Here is an 18498-nt window from a genome sequence, read left to right as displayed (position 1 = left end):
CGTTCCGTCCCGACAGCCCCGTTCCCGCCGGAGAAGAGATCCGCCACATGACCGACCACCTGCTCCACCTCCATGGCGACGTCCTCGCCGCGATGCGCAGGGGGCCCAGGGACTTCGCCAGGCTCGCCTTCGCCCTCGCCGACGAGGAAGAGCCCGCCGACACCGAACAGAGCCGGTTCCGGGACCGTGTCGCGGCCTCGGGGCCGGGCGACGAACTGACCACGCTGTGGCACCGGACGCTCACCGCCTGGGACCTCGCGGAGAAGGCGGACTGGTCCGCGGCCCCGCCCCGTACGGACGAGCGGCGAGCGGACGCGTACGACCGCCTCGGCTTCGACGCCGACCTGCGCAAGGTGCTGGACCACGCGGTCCCGGTGTTCAAGGAGCCCGGCCCCACGATCATCAGCACCACGCCGACCTCCTGGTACTCCCGCGACACGGCCGCGGTCCGGTCCTTCTACTGGACCGCCTACGAACAACTCCTGCGCCGCAAGGGCTGGTCGGACGCCGCCGTGACGGGCCTCGACGAGGCGAGCCACGCCGTGGTCGAGCGGCTCGCGGACCCGATGCGCCCCGACGCCTACGGCGCCCGGGGCCTGGTCGTCGGATACGTCCAGTCCGGCAAGACCGCCAACTTCACGGGCGTCACGGCGAAGGCCATCGACGCGGGCTACCGCCTCGTCATCGTCCTCGGCGGCACGCTGAACCTGCTGCGCGGGCAGACCCAGCGCCGCCTGGACATGGAGCTGATCGGCCAGGAGAACATCCTGCGCGGCGCGGACCCCGACGACCCGGAAGCCCTGATCGGCGTCGACTACCAGGACGACGAGGACTGGCCGGAGAAGTTCGTGAGCCACCACGGCCGCCCGTCCACGCTCGGCGCCTTCGACATCGAGCGCCTCACCACCCGGGACGACGACTACCAGAGCCTCGCCACCGGGATCCGCGCCCTCGAATTCGACAAACAGGTCCGTACACAGCCCCTGCACGTGCCGGACAACCTCCACCGCGCCGCCGCCCGCGTGATGGTCGTGAAGAAGAACAAGTCCGTCCTGAGCAAGCTCATCAAGGACCTCAAGAAGATCGGCGGCCCGCTGCTCTCCGAGATCCCGACGCTGATCATCGACGACGAGTCGGACCAGGCGTCCGTCAACACGACGGACCCGAAGAAGTGGGAGGAGGGCAAGGTCACCCGCACGGCGATCAACCGCCAGATCTCCGAACTGCTGGGACTCCTCCCCCGCGCCCAGTACGTGGGCTACACCGCGACGCCGTTCGCCAACGTCTTCGTCGACCCGTGCGACGGTGAGGACATCTTCCCGCGCGACTTCCTGATATCCCTGCCGCGCCCGACGGGCTACATGGGCGTCCAGGACTTCCACGACCTGGACCGTACCGACGAGTCGACCGTCGGGAGCGCCGAGCGGGCACACGTACGCGGCATCTACGACGACGCCGACGGAGACCGGCTCGCGGAGGCCCTCGACGCCTTCGTCCTCACCGGCGCGCTGAAGCTGTACCGCGCGGCCCACGACCCGTCTCTGGAGAGCCGCTTCCGGCACCACACGATGCTCGTCCACGAGTCCGTCCGGATGGCCGAGCACGCCGCCCTGGCCCTGCGGATCAGCTCGATATGGCACCAGGCCGGCTACACGAGCCAGGAAGGCCACGCCCGCCTGGCGGCCCTCTTCACCTCGGACTTCCAGCGCTTCGCCGACGACGGGCTGCCCACGCCCGCCTCGTACGAGGAACTGAGGCCGCACGTCTCCCGCGCCCGCCAACTGATCAACTCGGGCGGAACGCCGGTGCTCGTCGTCAACGGCGACACCGAACGCGACTACGACCAGCCCGAGCTGGACTTCGACCGGACCCCCCACGTGTGGAAGATCCTGGTCGGCGGTACGAAGCTCTCGCGCGGCTTCACGGTCGAGGGCCTGACGGTGACGTACTACCGCCGCAGAACCCAGCAGGCAGACACCCTGATGCAGATGGGCCGCTGGTTCGGCTTCCGCCCCGGCTACCGCGACCTGGTACGCCTCTACATCGGCCGTGCGGAACCTGCGGGCAGGACCAAAACGGTCGACCTGTACGAGGCCTTCGAGGCGATCTGCCGCGACGAGGAGACGTTCCGCGCCCAGCTCACCCGCTACGCCACCCTGATCGACGGCAAGCCGCAGGTGACTCCGGCCCAGATCCCGCCCCTGGTCTCCCAGCACCTGTCCTGGCTGAAGCCCTCCGCCCGCAACAAGATGTTCAACGCGGAGCTGGTGGAGATCCGCTCCCCGGGCGAGTGGGTCGAACCGACGGCCTACCCGACCGCCGCGGCGGACCTGCGCCACAACGCGGAGGTGTGGCGGCCGGTGCTGGCGTCACTGGATCCTGACCCTCAGGTGTTCGTCACCCTGTCCGAGGGAGACCAGGGCAGCTACATCCGCTATCCGGCCAGGACCGCCGTGCTCAGCCACAGCCAACTGCTCGGCGTCATGAGGGAACTGGTCTGGGGCCGGCCCGATCTGCTCGCCCCGCACATGGAGTACCTGAGCGATGCCAGCGACGCCGGCTGCGCGACGGATGACTGGGTTCTGATCCTCCCCCAGACCTCCGGCGCCACCAGTGTCCGGGCGGAGTTGCCTGGAACCGAGGCGCTCACTCTCGTACAGCGCAAGCGCAACGCGTTGGGAGTGTTCAACCGCATCTCCGGCGTCTCTCATCGTCAGTCAGCCGAACGGATCGCCGGCCGTCGGCCACTCTGTGAAGACGACCCGTTCGCCACCCAGTTCCACCAGCCACGACGCGGCGCGCTGCTCCTTTACCCAACGGTGGACCCCGCCCTTGGAGCCCCAGCGAACCTGGTGACGGACGGGGCTATCGATCCGGCGAAGGTGGTGTTGGCAGCTGCCCTGATCCCTGCCGTCGGCTCGGCGCGTAATCAGATGACCAGCGTCCGGTTCCGTGCCATCGACTCATCCCGCCCAGGTGATGCTGTCGTCAACACCGTGAGATAACGGAGATCAGACCTCAGGCGTGCCAGCTCAGGCGGACCGGTAAGGAGCGAGCAGTGGTGCCCCAGCCAGATGAATGGACCCCTCCAGAGGGTTCGTGGGCATCATCGGCCGCGCGGCGGCGGAACATGCAGGCGATCCGGAGCAGGGATACGAAACCGGAACGTCTGGTCCGCAGGCTCGTTCATGCGAACGGTCTGCGCTATCGGGTGGCCGCAAGGCCCTTGCCTGACCTTCGCCGGACCGCTGACATGGTCTTCGGTCCAGCGAAGGTGGCTGTCTTCATCGATGGCTGCTACTGGCACGGCTGCCCGGAGCACTACGTTTCCCCGAAGACCAACCCGGGTTACTGGTCGGAGAAGGTAGCCAAGAACGTCGCCCGTGACCGGGATACCGACCAGCGGCTCTCCGCCGCCGGCTGGCTCGTCCTGCGATTCTGGGAGCACCAGAGCTCAGACGCCTGCGCCCTGTCGATCATCAGCGCTGTCCGCGAGCGCCGGAACGACCTGCTCGGGTAGCGGCGTCTGCTGAGGTGCGCCGTTCTCGGCATCACGCTCGTCGGCCGCGCGCAGCACGTCCGCGATCGCCTGGCCTACCGCGGCGGCGACAGGGGGCGGGAAGGCGTTTCCGATCTGCCGATACTGGGCGGTCTTCCCGCCCGTGAACTCCCACTCCTCCGGGAATCCTTGGATGATTGCCGCTTGCTCCACCGTCAGCATGGGGCCGTCAGGGCCGAACAGATCCCGCCCCTGGCTCTTCTTCTTTTCCCCTTGCTCGTGGTTGTTTGCCACTCCCATACCGGAGACTCCGAGAGTCTCCCAGGCAGCCTTGGCCCTACTGGGGCCGAGGTCAGCCCCACCGTGCTTCTTCGAGCCCCCGACCAAGGTCGGAGCGATTCCCCCATCTCTCTTCGCCCGGGCCTTGAATGCCTTGTCCATCCAGCGGTCGAGTGAAGCCTGGGCGATCGCTCCAGTTTTGCCACCCATCGAAATGTACGGTGCATAACGCTCTTCCATGCTCTTCTCCAGAGCATGGAAGACGCTGCACACGTCCCCCACAGGACTAGGCCAAACAAATTTGATATCACCGAGCACATCTGCGCGGATGGCTACAAGAACTGCACGCGGACGCAATTGGGGTACCCCAAAATTGCTAGCTTCCAGGACTTCCCACTCGCAGATTTCGTAGCCCATGCCAGCGAAATCTTCCTCAAGCCCAGTTTCCGGCCTCTTCGCCCGGCCGCCCGCCAGGCGCGCCTCAATATAAGTCCGGTAGTCCACAAATTTTGCGTCCTTGATCCCACGGACATTCTCGATCATCACCGCTTTAGGGTGCAGCTCGTCAACCAGTTCCAGCATTCGCGGGAAGAGGTCTCGCTCGTCATCCTTCCCCAGCTGCTTACCAGCATGCGAGAAGGGCGGGCAGGGAACGCCACCAGCAAGGAGGTCGAGCTCGCCGCGTCGCAGCTGCCGTCCAAGAAATTTGATCGGCTTATTCAGACCAGCGTCGCGACTATCCTCCGACGGAATGGGCCGAAAATTATTGACGTCATCAGAAATTACATCACAGTATTCCCGTTCCCAGCCCCATTTCTCCCGGCGCTTGATATTCCATTCCAGCGTCTCCACCGCATGCTTATCGATCTCCACGAGCGCGAGATGCTTGAAGCCTGCCTGGTGGAGGCCGATGGCCTGTCCGCCGGCCCCTGCGCAGATCTCGATGGAGGTCAGCGGACGATCACTAGGGGCCACGAGGCTCCTCCTGGTGCGACTGATACAGACACGCAAGTGTCGCATCCGCCAGTGACAACAGGAGTCCCCCTAGACGAGCCCCGCCCCCTGCGACCCGTTCAGCTGTCCATCAGGTCCCGCAGATCGTTCTTCATCTCGTCCCGGAGCACGGCAGGCAGTTGCCTGTACATACCCCAGGCGCGGCCCACTGGCCGCAGCGGCCGGGCATCAGCCCCCATCCACTCCATCAGCTCACGCTTCTGCGCGAGGGGCAGCGCCTTGACCCTGGTCCACACCTGACCAGCGTCCATCTGCACACCAGTGAGGTTCTTGACCAGCTCGTTGCAGCGCGCGCACTCGGTGAGGAGATCCTCAGCCCCCGCGGAGCTGCCTGAAGCATGCGGATTAACATGTCCGAGGGTAAGCCGGGCCGCGGAACCCGGCTCGCCCGGATAGGCCTCCGCCGCGCCGACCCCACACCGGCGGCACCGGTGAAGGTCCCGCTCAAGAACGAAGCGCCTCGTCTTCGCACTGATCTGGCGCAGCCCGGCCGCCCGGTACTCCTTCTCCCACACCGGCGCCCCGATCTCCTCAAGAAAGAGCTGCTCGGGCTGGAGGCTGGGCTTGTCCTGGTTCGTCCTGATCACCCAGCCAGCGGGTCGGAGATCACGCATCCTGCGGTCGACCTGTTCGGTACCGGTGATCGCGGCACGCAGCGCCGCTTTCGAGAAGACGTTCCCGACGCCGACCTCATCGCGCAACCACAGCGCCACCCGGACCCTGGCCCCAAGTGACCCGTCACGCCAGTCCAGACCATCAGACGCCATGTACTTCCTCCATAAAATTCGAACGCGCGAACGGACTTAACTCTTTCGAGTGACGAGGCTACCTTGCCGCCACTTGCCGCGGCAAGTGGCGGCAAGCTCTCTCTGGGTGGAGCGTCGCCCGTCACCGGAAGATCGGACCTACATGACCACCAGGACCGCTGGCCAGAGCCTGCCGCCCGCCACGGCCAGCTGCATCGAGATCTGCGCAGGAGCGGGAGGACAGGCCCTGGGACTGCAACGTGCGGGCTTCGAGCACACGGCTCTCGTCGAGCTGGACCCTGACGCGGCACAGACGCTCCGGCTGAACCGGCCCAGCTGGAACATCACGCAATCCGATGTCCGTGACATCTCAGCGAAAGACCTCACCGTGAACGACCAGCCAGTAGGACTGCTGGCAGCAGGAGTGCCATGCCCGCCCTTCTCCCTGGCGGGTGAGCAGCGGGGACCTGCGGACGAACGGGACCTGTTCCCCGACCTGCTCCGGCTCACCGGCGAGCTTCGCCCGAGCGCGGTGATGGTGGAGAACGTCAAAGGCATCCTTCAGGCGAAGTTCGCCGCCTATCGCGCGGACGTGATCAGCGTACTGACGCGCCTGGGCTACACGGCCGACTGGCGGCTCCTGCGCGCCTGCGACTACGAGGTTCCGCAGTTGCGGCCCCGTGCCGTCCTGGTGGCCATGCGACCAGAGGTGTTCAAGCGATTCCGCTGGCCCTCACCGACCAGCAGCCCCGAGACGGCGCCCGCGGTGGGCAGCGTCCTCTATGAGTCGATGGCTTCCGCCGGCTGGGAACTGGCCCGGCAGTGGGCCGACGGTGCGATGACCATCGCACCCACGATCTGCGGAGGTTCCCGAAAGCACGGCGGCGCCGACCTCGGACCGTCTCGCGCCAGGAAGGCATGGGCGCAACTCGGTGTGAACGGATCCAGCGTCGCCGATGATCCCCCGCAGCCGGGTACCGCCCTTCCCGTCCGGCTCACGGTCCGGCACATGGCCTTGCTGCAGGGGTTCCCGGATGACTGGTACTTCGCCGGCAACAAGACCTCCGTCTACCGCCAGGTGGGCAACGCCTTCCCGCCGCCCGTGGCGGAAGCGGTGGGCCGAAGTCTGGCTGCCGCTCTTAGTCAGACGGGCACCACTTCGCGACCCCGCATGCCCCAGACCCCACGACAGCCAAACGATGTGCCGGACAGCACACTCTTCCCGCCTTCCATGATCAATCCGGGCGTCAGAGCCTGAGAGGGCACGACCAGCCGGGCTGACTCCCACCTGCCGCGGGACGACCGGTCATGCGGAACAGCTGAGAGCAGCCACGACCGGCTCACGGTGGCGACGCTGAGCGCCTCCCCCTGCTCGCCTACGAGGACAGCGCCCATGACCCATCCAGGGTCGGCGTTCATCACCTCACTCTCATGGCGCGTCAGGTGGACGACGAGGCGGGTCGGGTCCGTCGTCGCCTTCACTTCAATATGTATCCGCTCTTCAGACGGGGTCGTGGCGCCAATGTCGTACCCAAAGGCGTCAGACACCGCTGAAACGTGCTCCACCGCCGTCAGGCCCGCTTTCCGCAGAAGCGCAAGCAGACCCCTCTCCCCCGCGGTGCCGATCGCTCTCCTCTTTTCGTCATCGGCCGCTTTCCATAAAAGGCGGGGAACCACGGCGCTGTTCAGCGGAGAGTGATCACCGACATCTACGACCGGAAGGTCTGCTGCGGTGATCAGGCCCGTCCGGCGCAGCCATTCCAGAGCCTCGGCGTACTGGACAGGGGTGAGGTCGGCGTAGCGAGGGTGATGGGTAAAGAGCGTGCGCACCCGGGGGACGTCAGCGATCCGCAGATATCTCAGCCAGCGCAGTGCCGCCTCGCGGGTGCCGTCACCGGGCAGCGACAACATCGACATGCCTCAGCAGCGCTCGGACGTCCGCCATGTCCATCCCTCCAGCGACCGGAGCCTCCTCCTGAAGGTCAGCGAGCTGCTGGACAGATGGATCATCAAGGATCCTGCCCATGAACTCCAGCTTCTGTTCGAGGCGCAGAGCGACCACCTCGTCCACCGTTCCGCGCGAAGCCAGCACCGTGACATTGGTTTCCGTTCCTGGCGCGAGCCCGAGCCGGTGAATACGGTCCAGGCTCTGCAAGAATCGGCCCGCCATGAAGTCCCGGTCCACGTACACAGCGTCGTGGCAGACATGGTGAAGGCTGATTCCCTCTCCCAGGGTTGCCGGATTGGACAACAACACCGAACAGTCAGGATCCTCACGGAAACGGCGGATCTCCTCTGCCCGGTCGGGGGTTCCTCCGTGGACCACGGCCGGCTGGTAGCCCGCGAACATCCGCTCCATGGTGCTGAGGCTGCGCACGAACGTCGTCCAGACCAGCGTCTTCCTCCCCTGCTCAGCGTTGGCCGCGACGATGCTGAGAGCCTCCTGATACTTCGGGGACAATTCGTAGCTGGGCAGGTCTCTCATCAAGGTGTAGAGGGAGTCCCCGTGCGGCACATCCAGCGGCGGTACCTGATAGGTCAGCGGTTCGTACCGGCTGGTGCCCTCAGCGAGCAGCGCGGGACTCGTCGCCGCCATCAGAAGCCGCAGCATGGCCTTGCCCAAGGCATCGAAGTCGTCCCGCGTCGCCTCCGCGCGAGCTGAATACCGGCCCACAAGTGCGTCGTAGATCTCCTGGTGCAGGCTGGGCATCTCGACGTACCGGATCTTCGGGTCGAAGGGCGGCAGCCCGAGTTCAGATTTCGTGGTGCGGGTGAACAACGGGCGCAGCACTTGGCTCGCGTACGCCAGGTCGCCGCCGGCCACAGCCCCTGTGACGACGCGGCGACCGTGCCCGGGCCAGACGAAGGAGAGCAGGTTCTCCAGGTCCCGGGCACCGTTGGGCGCCGGTGTACCCGTCAGGATGAGGCGGCGTCTGCTGAGCGGTCCGAGCGCCATGCAGGCGGAACCGTAGATGCCCCGCGTTCCCAGCTTCATGCGATGCGCCTCGTCCAGGATCACCATCGACGGCGCTGCTCGCAGCCAGGAGGCCAGGGCCGCCAGCGAACGGTCGAGCCGCTCATAGTTGATCACCATGATCTCCGCTGTGGCATCGGGGCTGCTGCCCATCACACCGAAGCGGAGCGGCTCCTTGAAACAGACGGAGTTCTCGAACTCCCATGATTCATACGCCGATTTGGGGCTCACGACGAGCAGTCTGAAGGCTTCTCCGCGCTCTCTCATCGCGGCGAAGACCGCTAGCCCCACGCGGGTCTTGCCAGCCCCCGGCACACTGAAGTTCGCTCCGTGGCGGAGGGACAGCAGCCGGGCGATGTCACGCTGCTGGAAATCAGTGAGCGGCGCGGCCCATTGAGCTCCGAGAAGGGCCGGAATCTCCTCGTGAGTGATGGTCTGGTGGGAGCCGCCGCCGGCCCCCTCCAGCTGTTGCTGAGCAGCGTCCGCGTCATCCAGGACCCCGCCCACCAACTGGGCGAGTTCGTCATCCCACTCGACGTCCTCGGGCGATGGCCAGGTCCCGAGTTCGCCAAGGCCGACCAGAAACGCCTCAAGCTCGATTTCCGCGGACAGCGGGCCTCTCTGACCGCCACCGGGAAACCTGGAAGCCAACTGGGCAAGATCAGACTGACGCCCCTCTTTAGCGTGGAGGACCGCACGTGTACGGGTCACGTCGAAGGCGATCCGCAGAGACGGTTCTGCCCGGACCGTCACGCCCCGTCCTCCTTGCGTGCGGCATCGAGCAGCCAGGTGACCCCGTCCCCGGGCTCCTTGATGCTGCGGGCCGCCTCCACCGCCAGCTTGCCCAGGCTCTCGCGCAGTTTGAGTACCGCTTCGTCGAAGATCTCCTCGTCGAGACTCCGCGAAGCGCGGGAAAGGACGAGGTCGGTGATGCACTGGTCGATGTCGTGGCAGGCATCCACGATCCGGTCAGGCGCAGCCTGCTTCCGCTTCCGGACTCGGGCATCCTTTCCCGCAGGCTCCAGCGCCTCTTCCACTGCCGCCTTCACTGCCGTGATGGTCTTGGCAGCCTCGGCGACCTGTTCCAGCGAGGCATTGTCGCCCGCGGCCTCCACCGCCTTCACCCTGAGAACGGAGTCGGTGAGCGCACGCGCTTCGGCGACCTTGGGATCAGCAGCACGAACCGTACGGTTCAGCCCCGGGATCGCCACCGTCGCGGCAGGAGCGGCGGCCGGCACCTGAGACCTGACGGCCTCGGGGAGACGGGTGTCGAGGTACCGCGATTTGAAGTCCGGTTCGATGAGCCGTACATCAGTCTTCGAGAATCCGAGGATGATCGCGGTCAGCCGGCTCTCCTTCATCAGGTCAGCCTTCTCCTGGCTGGACGCCGACTCCTTGACCCAACGCCGGTGAAGCTCCTTCAGCTTCTCCTGGTGGTCTTCGAAGTCGAGCAGCCGCAACTGCGCACCGCCGGTCCTGCTCCGCTCGACCAGGTCGTTGAGCGTCGCGAGAATCCACTGATCCTGCTCGCAGACGCGCGCGGTCGTCCGGAACTCCCGGGCGATGTCGGCAACCGTACGGCCCAGGCCGATCTGCTCGTCGATGGCCAGCAGCCGGTTGATGTAGGAGTAGTCACGCCGATGGTCCTTACGCAGCTGAAGCGCCAGCTCGACTCGGTTGATGTCGTCCCACGTGCAGGAAGAAGGGAGGACTCCGACTCGGATGTTGGCTTCACCCAGGTCCTTGAGCGCTGCCCGCCGGGTGTTGCCATTGACGAGAATGCCGTCCCGCGTGATGAGCCCGGGGTCGTTCTGCTTGAAATCGCGGAGGCTCTCCAGGAGAGCGTCGAAGTCCGGGTCCCGCTTGGACGGGTCTGACGGCAGCGCCTTCAGCAAAAAGTGGAGGTACTCCTGGCTGTCCGTGCTGAACGCGTCCTCGTCCAGACCCCGGTCGCGAACCGGGTCGTGGGTGCGCTGAGCACGGATCCGGTGCGTACCCGGGTTGTAGTACAGCATGTGCACCGGCATATTGATGACTTCGACCTGGGTCGGCTGGCCCCGCCATTCGATGCGGAGCGATTCCTGGACACCGCCGGCGTCGAGCAGCTCCTTCAAACGGTTCTCCACCAGGTCCTGGTTCTCGGCGGCCAGAGGCGGGCGCCCGAAGTCTTTGCTCATCGTCAGTTCTCTTTCTGTGCTCAGGGGAAGCAGCTCAGGCGCCGGTCAGCGTGGCAGCGCGGGTCGTTCGTCGTCCGTCACGTACAAGCGGGCTAGGACAGTGCCTCACGGAACTTGGCCCGCGACTCAGCCGGAAGCGTCCGGTAGACGGCCCAGAGTTCTTCGGCGGCGCTGAACTCGCGCTTGTCCTGATCGATCCAGCGCAGGAGAAGGCCGCGTTCCAACGACCCAAGGCGGCCCGCGCGGCCCAGAATCGCACTCAGATCGGCTGCCTGCCCACGGCCACCGACACGGCACCGCTTGCATTCCGCGACCAGCTCGACCTGCTCGCCGCCGGCCGGCTGCTTCACCACCCGGCGGGCGATGTCCAGCTGTGCGGCTTCGTAGCTGCCGACGTACACCTCTCCGGGGGCGATTCCGCAGGAACGGCACAGGTGTCCGTCGCGCGCTAGAACATCCCGGCGCTGCGTCTGTGTGACGGAGGTCCCGGACTTCGCAGCCTTGCCGGGTTCCCAGACCGGAAGCCCCGGCTTCACGAAGCGCTGCTCGTGCTGCCCCAGGCCCGCGTCCTCACGGTTGGTATCGATCTGCCAGCCGTGGTCGCGGAGATCTCGCACCCGCCGATCGGCCTGACTCACCCCCGGAAAGGCGCCCTTTACGTCTTCCTTCGTGAAGACGTTGCCCTCGCCTACGACGGTGACCAGCCACAAGGCGGCGCGCTTCATGGTGCCGAACTTGGGGTCCGTCCACGACGGCAGAGTCATCAGGGTCTCCTCGCTTCAGACTTCAGGTGCTTCGACAGGCGTCGAGTCCCGAGCGGCAAGTCCGCGAGGGTCCTCGTGAGAAACACCATGGAGGTTGTGGGCACCCCAGTGCCAGCCCTGACGGAGTTTCGAGGGCAGACGGAAAACCCCCTCCGCTTCCCCAGCCGCACCGTGGCACGGACAATCGCACTGACCTGTACTAGTGGCCCGGCTGCGCTCTTGAGGAGCAGAGATTGCCGAAGAGATCCCACAAGTGGAAAGAGCTGCGCAGCTCGGTTTCCCCCGCTCAACGCGCCTTCGTTCTGATGCTGCGAAAGGTTCGCGAGGTCAGCGACCGCACTCAGGCGCAGATCGCAGAGGACGTGTACCTGGCTCCGACATCGCTCTCGAACCACTTCAACGGGGGCCGGATTCCCGAAGCCGAGCACGTCGAGAAGCTCTACAAGATCATCGATGACGAGGCGGCCACGTCATCGAGACCGATGCCCTGTTCGTTGGCCTTGTTGCTGGAACTCCGTGACAAAGCGCTGGTGAAGCACTGTGACTGCTGCGCTGCCGGTTCGCCCGAAGCCGCTACCAGTTCCCCTGAGCCTCAGCCGACGGTGACAGGTTCGCCGGCCCCTAAGCCCGTCCGCCGCCGACCGCGCCGACCCCGTGTCCGGCTTTCGACTCTGCGCCACAGCATTCCGCGGGCATCGGCACAAGCAAAGGTGCCGGTCCCCTTCCGAGGGGGGGACCGGCACCTCACTACACCTGCTGACGCCGCCTGGCCTGAGATCAGAACGCTCGCCGAGAGCCTGTCCGCTGGCCGGTCGAGAGACGCCGACATCATGATGTGGAGCGCCGCGACCACGCTCTCTGCCCGTGATGTCCAGATTTTCGTCGGTCAATGCCGAGCGGCGGGCATGGAGGAAGCGGCAGATCAAGTGATCACGAACGCAGCCCGTCGCGACGCACAGGCGGTTCTCAATATCGCGTCCGCACTTCACAACAGCGAGCAGTACGCGGACGCCGGCCTCCTGCTCGCAGCGGCGGCTCAGGAGGACCGAGCTTGACTTCCTGTCACCTCAGGCCGCCTCGGCGTCGTAGTGCATCTGAGCCCGGCCAAGGGCGCCGCTCGGGTCTCCTCCCTGGGCAGCAAGCCAATGGAGGAGGTCAGTAATGACGTCGGTAACCGTGTCGTCAAGCGCGGCAAGGTCGAGGAGGCTAGAGGTGCTGCCGCATTGGCCGTACACCGACAGCACCGCGGCCACACGCCCCACGCGGGCCTCGCACCCTGCCGGCTTCAAGGAGAGCTCACACCAGATGACCTTCCCGGTTGACGTGCGGACTGCCCCCCAGTCGTGCGCCATCGCAGCGATGAGGTGCAGACCTCTACCGCTCTCAGCACTGTCCGCACAGGCCTCACCCAAAGGCGCTGCGGGCAGGGCAGGACTCCGGTCATGGACCTCAAGCCGGACTCGCCCCTCCCTCAGTTCAAGAACGAGCGAGGCGGCAACGTCCCGACCGACATGCTTGATGACGTTGGCTCCCAGCTCGGTAGCGACGAGTTCAGCCTCCTCCGTCACGGCTGACGCACCCCACGAGCCGAGCTGAGATCTCACCGCCCGGCGCAGCTCGGACAGCTGGGCCGGCGCCGCTTCGAACGGCACCACATAGCGATGACAGGCATCCTCGCCCTCGCAGTGACACATGCCGACTCTCCCCTCACACCAGGACGGATCCGCGCCCACCGCATCCGAACGGCGACGCTGCGTAGTGTTCCGAGGTTGAGTATGTCAGCGAGAAGTCTCGCCATGTAACTTCTCACAGACCTCGATCGGGTGAATCCACCGTGCCTAACCTCGCCTGGCTTTAGCCTTGTTGCACGCGCAGCCCGTGGTTTGCAGCCAGGAAAAGAGCCTTCGATGCCCGTCAGGACGACCACCACGCGTCGCCGCCAGCTCGGCGCGATGATGCGGAAGCTGCGAGCAAGCAAAGGCATGACCCTTGAGGAAGCTGGCCGACTGGTGGGCGTATCGAAGGCCACCGTCAGTCGGTACGAGACTCAGGAGGGCCCAGTGAAGTGGCCCATCGTCGACGCCCTGTGCCGACAGTACGACGCGACGGAGGCCGAGCGGTGCACAGTCGTGGCTCTCGCCAAGGACGCGAAACGGCAGGGCTGGTGGGGGCCGTTCAGCGATTCGATCCCCGCCGACATGAACCTCCTCCTCACACTGGAAGACGAGGCGGCGCGCGAGGACCACTTCTCCTGCATGTACGTACCAGGACTCTTGCAGACGCGGGGGTACAGCACCGCGATTCAGCAGGCCAACGAGATGCGCCTGGCGCCAGAGGAAGTCGAACGGCTCGTCGACATCCGTATGAAGCGCCAGGAGATCCTCGCCCGAGAACGTCCTCCGCACCTCTGGGCCATCCTGGACGAGTCGGTCATCCGACGCGTGGTCGGCTCGCCCGCGATCATGCGGGAGCAGCTCGATCACCTCCTCAGGGCGAACGAGTCGCCGGGCGTCACCCTCCAGGTCCTCCCGTTCTCCAAGGGCGCACACGCGGCGGCTCTGGGAAGCTTCGTCATCCTGGGAGGGGCGGAACCCTCGCTCGATGTCGTCTACGTAGATCTCCATGTCGGCTCTGTTTTCATGGAGAAGGACCACGAACTCGACCGGTACCGGCTCGCGTTCGACTACCTGCGCGCGCAAGCGCTGGACATGGGCGCGTCATCAGCTGTGATCGAACGCGTCTGCAAGGAGATCTGAAGCATGCCTTCCACCTCGTCCAGCGACACCCCGATCTGGTTCAAATCCTCACACAGCGGCGGTAATACAACTGAATGCGTAGAAGCCGCGCGCCTCAGCGAGGCAACGGCGATACGCGACTCGAAAGCCGTCGAAGAGGGCTCTCTGCTCTTCCGGCCGACCTCATGGGCTTCCTTCGTGTCGGCCCTTCAGGATGGACACCTTGAGGCATGAACCGTTATTGATCACGCCTTGACAATTGATCTGCCGACCCAGCGGGTGCACTTCGGGATGCGATGCGGGCGCGTTCCGTGCGTCTGTGCCTTCTGCCCTTACCCGCTGTCGCTCAGCTTCGCCGTGAACTCTTCGTACGGCACGGCGTGGTGCCATGCCGCATCACGGATGACGGAGTATCGGACGACCTCAGCCGGCTCGGTGATCAACTCGACGTCCACGAGGTGGTCCTCGTCGTCGAAGCGGAGCTTCGCGGCAAGTCGACTGTCGAACAGCCAGTAGTCGTCGGCCGGGAGTTGGAGACGATCGGCATCCACTCGCCATACGTTCCGAATGTCCTCCCCCAGACCACTGTTCCGCTTCGCGTTGTTGAGGAGGTAAAGCTGTCCTGTGGTCGGCGGCTGATCAACGATCCGCACCCGCTCGACACGCTTTCCCTGCGCGGTCTGGGAACGGATCAGCTCGCAGTACGGATCCTCCACGGGCCAGTCAACACTGCCGGTCTCGACGAACTGGCTGTAAGTGTCCGTGGCTTCGTCACTGGCGAAGCGTCGCCGGGCCTCCAACCGCCAAGCCGAGTGCCGAAACGTACGGAAGAGCCCCTCGAACTCGTCCAGGCCGATGATCCGAGCCTGACGGGTCGGGCCCTTCGGCGTCCAGTCGACCAACAGTTCACGCGGGACGACCCCCGCCACCTCGCCCTCGGCCAGGCGCTGGAGCTGGCCGATATCGTCGGCAGCGGTCGACGGCGGTCCGTGAACAATGGCCTCTCCACTCGCCGCGTCCTCATGGACAGATGAGCTTCCCGTGCCACCGCTACCCGTGACGCTGGGCCTCAGATGCCGTGCCATTACAGCCTCCTCTCACTTCGAAGGGTGTTCCGCCCGCCGTTCAAAGGTTGGCCGCCGGACCGCATGAATGCCGAGGGGATCACCGGCATCACCGCGCCGCTCACGAAACTGTTCGCGAACATCGGCCGCGGCCGTCGAATCGGTCACCCGACCATGAACGGCATGACCGAGTCGGCCAGGTACAGCGCCCCTTCCGAAGCATTCAGTGCCCGTGGAAGCCGAGCTGAATACCCGCAGTCGGCAATCGATCGGCAGGCGATCTACCCCTTCATCCCCGCCACCTGCCGCGACCGCTCCTGCAGCTCGCGTGCGGCTCGGATCTTGCCGTACGGCGCGATGCGCTTGCGCATGGTGGTGAAGTGCTCGTCACCGCGCGCCGAGGAGAGCCCTACGTAGTCGTCCAGGAAGGTGCCCCACGTGGTGCAAGCCTCCTCGATATGGCCGAACTCGAACTGCCGTTGAGCCATGACCGCATTGGCGTGGAGTCGCCCCTGCCTCTCCTGCTTGGGCTGCGCGCGGAGTGAGGTCTTCAGCGCTGCGATAGAGCCCGGCAGGTCACGTGTCTCGTACAGAACGTGGGCCACGTGGAACTGGTAGGCGGCCTGGTCGTAGCCTCCGATCGACTGCCGCCTGGAATCGGCTCGGGAGAGCGCGGACTCCGCCTCGCGCAGCCTTTCAAAGGCGGCGCGCCGGTCTCCGACCATCGAGGAGGCGTGGGCCTGCTGGCCGCGGAGGAAGGCCACCAAGCGAGGCCCTGCGTCCGGTGCCACCTCAGCTGCCGAGTCGGCGAGCTCCAGGGCCCTCCGGCCGTACCGCAGATTGGATGCCTGGAGGCTCATGCCGCGCAACGTACGGCAGTACGTCACGTGGTCGGATGCTTCCTGCGCGAGGCGCAACGCCTTCACGTAATACTGCTGGCCGAGACCGTGAGCCCGCTCGTACATGGCCATCCAGCCGGTGAGGTAGGTCAGGTCGGACGCTGCGGAGAGCATGTCGCGTCGTACCGGTCCGGTCGCGGAAGCCCGCAGGTACGGCGCGACGGTGTTGACGAGAAACGCAGCGGCCATCGGACGAGCGTGTCCGGCGCCGAGCTCGTCGAGAATCTCCGCGATGCGGTCCGTCATCGTGCGGACGGTCGCCACCTCTGCCGCGCCGATGCGCCCGGTCGGCCGGACGGCACGTTCCCGTTCCTCGGCGTAGGCCTCACCCGCGAAGAGAGGGACGGCAAGGGCAGCCGAGTACAGGCCTGCTGCGACAACTCCGCGCCGTGAGGGGTCCATGTCAGCCCTTCCGAGGTCCAAGAGGGAGTCTGTGGTGTCCGCGGAGTTCGCTGCCGGGCCCGGCTCCGGCAAGCGCAGGCCCGCTTCGGCGTAAGTCACCGGGCGGCCGAGCTTCCGTTCGAGCACTTCGACGATCACTGGCCGGACCTGCGCTCGCGGCTGCGTCCCGCTCAGCCAGTGCGAGACGGCGGACTGGTCGTACCTCAACGCCAGGCCCGCTTCTCCGGCCGTGCGGTTCACCGCGTTCGCAAGCTGCGTCCGGGACCATCCAGCCTGTTCAAGGAGGTTCTCAAGGCCTGAGTTGCGGTTGCTCCTAGGTGGCACGGGCACACCAACTCCCCGGAAATTCATGGCTTTCACGGTTACGCCTGTCTCCAACGGTACCGGGATGAGCACGGCGCGCAGTTATCTCTACACAGAACGCGATCAAAAGCGGCCATGAGCGGAGATTCCTAGTGACCGACGTGATGAAGACAGGCGCAGGCCGCCCCAGGGCGGTAGCGGCAGGCGAGGAGGCGGACACGGAGGACGAGGTGCGGCGCGTACTCGCCTTCCGGCTCGGTACGACCACTCGCTCGGAACTCGACGAGGCGGCAGCCTCCTTGCGCCGTCGGGCGGTAGCCGTTGCCGGCGCTCTGTCGGTCGGAGCGCGAGGCATGAGTGGGGCTGACCGTGGCTACCTCCTGGAGGCCACCCACCTCCTCGACAACCCTCCGGCTCCGGACGCCCTGTCGCATGAGGTCCACTGCCATGTCCGAGCGCTGGCCCGGGTTCTCCGGAAGCTCGCCGCGATGAACGACGCCGAAGATGCGGGAAGGGCGATCTCGTCCCGACCTCCCCTTCCTGTACGGCCGGTACCAGGGCGAGGGCGAGGTACTGGCCGGTGAGCGAGCGGACCTGGCAGATCGGGTACGTCGTCTGCCTCGCCGCCATCGGCTCGTCGATCATCGCGGCGGTGTGGTCAGGCCGGTAGCCGGGCACCGCGCCCCTCCACGCACCGCAGGCCTGAATGGCACACCCCATCCAGCCTCACAGACTCCCGCCCGGCTGTCTCCATGGACGGTCGGCAGCCGGGCGGGGCCAGGAGCACGACGGTGCGGAGACCGAATCTCCGCGACATCAGCACCGAAAGGGACTCTCCCATGAACGGAAACCTCTACGCACTGCCGCTCCCGTCGGCCGACGCCTTCGCCGCCTACTGCGGCGGCAACGCCGGTGGCTCCAACGAGACCTGCGTGAGCCTCGCCGCGATCCCCGGGGCGGCGGCCTCTTTCGTCATCCGTGACAGCAAGCCCGAGGGTGCGGGCAAGGAGCTGCGCTTCACCGAGGCCGAGCTCGACGACTTCGCCACCGGGTGGGTCAGGACGAGGGGCCTGACGCTCTAATCTGGCTCCCTTCCTGAGCACGAAGCACCACGTAGTGGGCCGGACCGGACAGTCTCCGGACCGGCCCTTCTCCCCCAGCGAAGGGCGCAGATGACCTGGTCAGGGCATTGGCACGGATATGGTCCGTGGACCGGCAGCAGGGACGCGTACGGCCAAGAGGCACTACGCCGTCCGGGTGTGGAACTGAACTCCGAACAGACCCGGGCCTTCGTCGCCTCGACGCTGCCGCCCCTCATGACCGGCCATTGGCTCATGCGGCAGAACCAGACGGCTACAGACCGCACCTGGACCCGTGTCGTGGCTGCCGTCACCTGGCTGAAGAGCACGTACGAGGCGAATCCCCCTGCGGAGAGGGACGACGGCGGCCGCGCCTACGTCACCCTGGAGCACAAGATCGCGCACGCGCTGGACTCCCTTCCCCGAGGGGTCGACGTCTGCTGGGTGCACTACACCAAGTCCCAGAGCCTGGTCTCCTTCTCGGTGGTGTGCTGCCTCAACCACCACCACCCCGGTCTCCCGTGCCCCCTCCCGCCCGCCTGACCTCCGTACCCCTCCGGTGA

General features: G+C 66.1%; 17 protein-coding genes. 8 read left to right on the top strand and 9 right to left on the bottom strand.

What is annotated here, in order from left to right; all coding sequences use genetic code 11:
* Positions 1-47: 47 nt before the first annotated feature.
* Both D581_RS0117635 and D581_RS0117630 read left to right on the top strand, forming a co-directional pair.
* Positions 48-3005 (top strand): Z1 domain-containing protein, encoded by a 2958-nt coding sequence (locus tag D581_RS0117635; RefSeq protein ID WP_018958538.1) that lies wholly within the window; start codon positions 48-50, stop codon positions 3003-3005.
* A 56-nt stretch (positions 3006-3061) separates the two neighbouring features.
* Positions 3062-3520 (top strand): very short patch repair endonuclease, encoded by a 459-nt coding sequence (locus D581_RS0117630; RefSeq protein ID WP_026290615.1) that lies wholly within the window; start codon positions 3062-3064, stop codon positions 3518-3520.
* Here D581_RS0117630 and D581_RS0117625 read toward each other — a convergent pair.
* Together D581_RS0117625 and D581_RS0117620 are read right to left on the bottom strand one after the other, a co-directional pair.
* On the bottom strand, positions 3455-4753 hold the full coding sequence (locus tag D581_RS0117625; RefSeq protein WP_026290614.1) for a DNA (cytosine-5-)-methyltransferase: 1299 nt from the start codon (positions 4751-4753) through the stop codon (positions 3455-3457). The genes D581_RS0117630 and D581_RS0117625 overlap by 66 nt on opposite strands.
* A gap of 98 nt (positions 4754-4851) precedes the next feature.
* Complete coding sequence (locus D581_RS0117620) at positions 4852-5505, bottom strand: HNH endonuclease (protein ID WP_486585846.1); 654 nt, start codon at positions 5503-5505, stop codon at positions 4852-4854.
* Between the two features lie 196 nt (positions 5506-5701).
* On the opposite strand from D581_RS0117620, the gene D581_RS0117615 reads away from it, so the two are divergent.
* On the top strand, positions 5702-6796 hold the full coding sequence (locus D581_RS0117615) for a DNA (cytosine-5-)-methyltransferase (protein WP_018958534.1): 1095 nt from the start codon (positions 5702-5704) through the stop codon (positions 6794-6796).
* Here D581_RS0117615 and D581_RS1000000139775 read toward each other — a convergent pair.
* The 4 genes from D581_RS1000000139775 to D581_RS0117600 all read right to left on the bottom strand — a co-directional run bounded on the left by D581_RS1000000139775 (position 6682) and on the right by D581_RS0117600 (position 11453).
* Positions 6682-7455, bottom strand: a complete 774-nt coding sequence (locus D581_RS1000000139775) for a protein NO VEIN domain-containing protein (protein WP_078625865.1) — start codon at positions 7453-7455, stop codon at positions 6682-6684. The genes D581_RS0117615 and D581_RS1000000139775 overlap by 115 nt on opposite strands.
* The gene (locus tag D581_RS0117610) at positions 7430-9265 is read right to left on the bottom strand and encodes a DEAD/DEAH box helicase (RefSeq protein WP_018958533.1); all 1836 of its coding nucleotides are present in this window, start codon (positions 9263-9265) and stop codon (positions 7430-7432) included. Before D581_RS0117610 ends, D581_RS1000000139775 begins: the two co-directional genes overlap by 26 nt.
* On the bottom strand, positions 9262-10689 hold the full coding sequence (locus D581_RS0117605; RefSeq protein ID WP_018958532.1) for a hypothetical protein: 1428 nt from the start codon (positions 10687-10689) through the stop codon (positions 9262-9264). Before D581_RS0117605 ends, D581_RS0117610 begins: the two co-directional genes overlap by 4 nt.
* A gap of 92 nt (positions 10690-10781) precedes the next feature.
* Positions 10782-11453, bottom strand: coding sequence for a hypothetical protein (locus D581_RS0117600; protein ID WP_018958531.1), 672 nt, complete (start codon positions 11451-11453; stop codon positions 10782-10784).
* A 233-nt stretch (positions 11454-11686) separates the two neighbouring features.
* On the opposite strand from D581_RS0117600, the gene D581_RS1000000142140 reads away from it, so the two are divergent.
* Positions 11687-12508, top strand: a complete 822-nt coding sequence (locus tag D581_RS1000000142140) for a helix-turn-helix domain-containing protein (protein WP_486585845.1) — start codon at positions 11687-11689, stop codon at positions 12506-12508.
* Positions 12509-12520: 12 nt separating this feature from the next.
* On the opposite strand, the gene D581_RS0117590 is transcribed toward D581_RS1000000142140, so the two are convergent.
* The gene (locus D581_RS0117590) at positions 12521-13147 is read right to left on the bottom strand and encodes an ATP-binding protein (protein WP_018958529.1); all 627 of its coding nucleotides are present in this window, start codon (positions 13145-13147) and stop codon (positions 12521-12523) included.
* Between the two features lie 213 nt (positions 13148-13360).
* Between D581_RS0117590 and D581_RS0117585 the strand changes: the two genes are divergently transcribed.
* Positions 13361-14209, top strand: a complete 849-nt coding sequence (locus D581_RS0117585; protein WP_018958528.1) for a Scr1 family TA system antitoxin-like transcriptional regulator — start codon at positions 13361-13363, stop codon at positions 14207-14209.
* 3 nt (positions 14210-14212) lie between these two features.
* Positions 14213-14422, top strand: coding sequence for a DUF397 domain-containing protein (locus tag D581_RS1000000139770; protein ID WP_078625864.1), 210 nt, complete (start codon positions 14213-14215; stop codon positions 14420-14422).
* A gap of 98 nt (positions 14423-14520) precedes the next feature.
* Here D581_RS1000000139770 and D581_RS0117580 read toward each other — a convergent pair whose 3' ends face one another.
* Positions 14521-15273, bottom strand: coding sequence for a DUF6879 family protein (locus D581_RS0117580; protein WP_018958527.1), 753 nt, complete (start codon positions 15271-15273; stop codon positions 14521-14523).
* Positions 15274-15533: 260 nt separating this feature from the next.
* Positions 15534-16904, bottom strand: a complete 1371-nt coding sequence (locus D581_RS0117575; RefSeq protein WP_051114595.1) for an NsdA family TPR-like regulatory protein — start codon at positions 16902-16904, stop codon at positions 15534-15536.
* Between the two features lie 791 nt (positions 16905-17695).
* Between D581_RS0117575 and D581_RS0117560 the strand changes: the two genes are divergently transcribed.
* Both D581_RS0117560 and D581_RS0117555 read left to right on the top strand, forming a co-directional pair.
* Entirely contained in the window at positions 17696-17938 is a 243-nt protein-coding gene (locus D581_RS0117560; RefSeq protein WP_018958524.1) for a DUF397 domain-containing protein, read from the top strand.
* Between the two features lie 177 nt (positions 17939-18115).
* On the top strand, positions 18116-18478 hold the full coding sequence (locus D581_RS0117555; RefSeq protein WP_018958523.1) for a hypothetical protein: 363 nt from the start codon (positions 18116-18118) through the stop codon (positions 18476-18478).
* Positions 18479-18498: the final 20 nt, after the last annotated feature.

It is taken from the genome of Streptomyces sp. CNB091, from assembly GCF_000377965.1.
Note: the sequence above shows the minus strand (reverse complement) of the source record. Positions and strands in the feature narration are given on the sequence as shown.

Coding starts and splice junctions, on each gene's coding strand:
- D581_RS0117605 (WP_018958532.1), bottom strand. CDS start 10,689: ATGAGCAAAGACTTCGGGCGCCCGCCTCTGGCCGCCGAGAACCAGGAC.
- D581_RS0117560 (WP_018958524.1), top strand. CDS start 17,696: ATGAACGGAAACCTCTACGCACTGCCGCTCCCGTCGGCCGACGCCTTC.
- D581_RS1000000139770 (WP_078625864.1), top strand. CDS start 14,213: ATGCCTTCCACCTCGTCCAGCGACACCCCGATCTGGTTCAAATCCTCA.
- D581_RS0117615 (WP_018958534.1), top strand. CDS start 5,702: ATGACCACCAGGACCGCTGGCCAGAGCCTGCCGCCCGCCACGGCCAGC.
- D581_RS0117635 (WP_018958538.1), top strand. CDS start 48: ATGACCGACCACCTGCTCCACCTCCATGGCGACGTCCTCGCCGCGATG.
- D581_RS0117585 (WP_018958528.1), top strand. CDS start 13,361: ATGCCCGTCAGGACGACCACCACGCGTCGCCGCCAGCTCGGCGCGATG.
- D581_RS0117580 (WP_018958527.1), bottom strand. CDS start 15,273: ATGGCACGGCATCTGAGGCCCAGCGTCACGGGTAGCGGTGGCACGGGA.
- D581_RS0117590 (WP_018958529.1), bottom strand. CDS start 13,147: ATGTGTCACTGCGAGGGCGAGGATGCCTGTCATCGCTATGTGGTGCCG.
- D581_RS0117600 (WP_018958531.1), bottom strand. CDS start 11,453: ATGACTCTGCCGTCGTGGACGGACCCCAAGTTCGGCACCATGAAGCGC.
- D581_RS1000000139775 (WP_078625865.1), bottom strand. CDS start 7,455: ATGTCGATGTTGTCGCTGCCCGGTGACGGCACCCGCGAGGCGGCACTG.
- D581_RS0117575 (WP_051114595.1), bottom strand. CDS start 16,904: ATGAATTTCCGGGGAGTTGGTGTGCCCGTGCCACCTAGGAGCAACCGC.